Below are 1,624 nucleotides of genomic sequence, written 5' to 3' on the forward strand. Positions count from 1 at the left end.
ATTAGGGGGCTAAATAGAAAAAAACCAATGGTAGAGCAGATATTAAATTTAAAACTAATTAGGGGTGAAGCACGATGGCTGTAGGATTTAAAGTCAAATATTATTGGTATCAGGTCGGCCATGGCGACTTCTTACATTCATTTTTTTCAACAGTAAGCTATCATTTAGAAGAAAACGGTTGGGGATCAAAATATCCTTTTTTGCTAAATAAGCTTTATCAAGGAAAACTTGAAAGTGAAAACATTAGCAAAGCTCTTGAAGAATTAGAGGATATTAAAGAGCAACTGAAGAATTATAGCCCTTCACAGGTTGTATGGGATATCGAGGACATTAGCAAAAGACCGCCTTGGGGAGATAATATAAGTGAGGAGATTACCGACCTATCTAATTACTTTGTTACGAGCGATGGAGAAGATTTTATAAAAATATTAAAAAGCGCTCTTGAGAAAGGTTTAAAAACAAATTCGGACGTTTATATTGAAAGTATTTGAAATAAAGGCCCTTCACATAGGGCCTTCAAGTTATTTTACTCGAATTTTTTGTCCAGCATATATCTTGTTCGCATTCTTGATGCCATTCCATGCTTGTAACGTCTTAATAGATGTATTGAACTTTTTGGAGATTCCAGATAAGGTGTCGCCGGATTTGATTGTGTAATACTGCTTATTATTTGATGAACTGCCGCCAATCTTTAGTTTCTGGCCAACATAAATCTTATTTGCATCTTTAATGTTATTTAGGCTCTGAAGAGCTTTGACAGTTGTTTTATATTTCTGCGCGATACCTGAAAGTGTGTCTCCTTTTTTGACAGTGTAAGTCGTGGTCGATTTCCCTGACTTTATATTTGACACAGGTTTAACTGCAGATATCTTTTCAGTTTTTACAGCTGCATGCGCCCTTAATCCGTCTCGATAACAAATGTTCATATCCACATTCCCAGAAATACCGGCTACCTTTTCACAATCAGAATACTGCCAGATATCTGCATCCCGGCCAAGTTTGCTGCTGTAACGGGCAACCCATAACGCAAACGGCTTCAGTTTAGATTCATCAAGGCAATTTTCAAGGAAGGACTTTCCGCTATAAATCATGGCAAAGTAGCCGGCCTTTTCAATCTCTCGTAAGAAAGCAACTGCTGCATCCGTCAAAACCGCTTTGCTGACATTCCTCTGATTCACTTCAAGATCAAGTACAAGCGGATATGAGAGACTCACCTTTTTCACAGCGGACAGAAAGAACTTGGCCTCTTCCAATGCTTCTGACTTTGACCCGAATCGCGCAAAGTGGTAAGCTCCTGTTTTAATCCCTGCGGCGTTTGCACCTGAAACATTCGTTTCAAATTTATTGTCTTTTAGGGTTGTTCCTTCTGTCGCCTTAATAAAGGCAAATTTGATCCTATCCGCCGCAACCTTCTTCCAATTGATATCCCCTTGCCAATGTGATACATCAATACCTTTGATTCCCATAAAAAAATCCTCCTTTTTAAAAATAAAAAGGCTGCCAATAAGCAACCTTATTTTGATTTATTTTGTTGTTTTAAAATCTCAATCGCTTTGGTGATCGGCTCCGGCACATAAACGCCCATTTTCCCTGCATTTTCAGTAATAGAGATCAATTCATTAAT

Annotated in this window: 3 protein-coding genes; 1 reads left to right on the forward strand and 2 read right to left on the reverse strand. The window is 38.1% G+C overall.

Going from position 1 to position 1,624, the window contains the following annotated elements:
• The first annotated feature begins 74 nt into the window (after positions 1-74).
• Positions 75-491 (forward strand): immunity 70 family protein, encoded by a 417-nt coding sequence (locus tag AB447_RS23095; RefSeq protein WP_006637262.1) that lies wholly within the window; start codon positions 75-77, stop codon positions 489-491.
• 30 nt (positions 492-521) lie between these two features.
• Here AB447_RS23095 and AB447_RS23100 read toward each other — a convergent pair whose 3' ends face one another.
• Together AB447_RS23100 and AB447_RS27320 are read right to left on the reverse strand one after the other, a co-directional pair.
• The gene (locus AB447_RS23100) at positions 522-1,466 is read right to left on the reverse strand and encodes a glycoside hydrolase family 25 protein (RefSeq protein WP_048356554.1); all 945 of its coding nucleotides are present in this window, start codon (positions 1,464-1,466) and stop codon (positions 522-524) included.
• A 47-nt stretch (positions 1,467-1,513) separates the two neighbouring features.
• Positions 1,514-1,615: a phage holin family protein gene (locus tag AB447_RS27320; protein ID WP_277620360.1), complete on the reverse strand. Its 102-nt coding sequence runs from the start codon at positions 1,613-1,615 to the stop codon at positions 1,514-1,516.
• Positions 1,616-1,624 lie beyond the last annotated feature (9 nt).

The sequence above is a fragment of the Bacillus glycinifermentans genome (assembly GCF_001042475.2).
GTDB classification, from domain to species: Bacteria; Bacillota; Bacilli; order Bacillales; family Bacillaceae; genus Bacillus; species Bacillus glycinifermentans.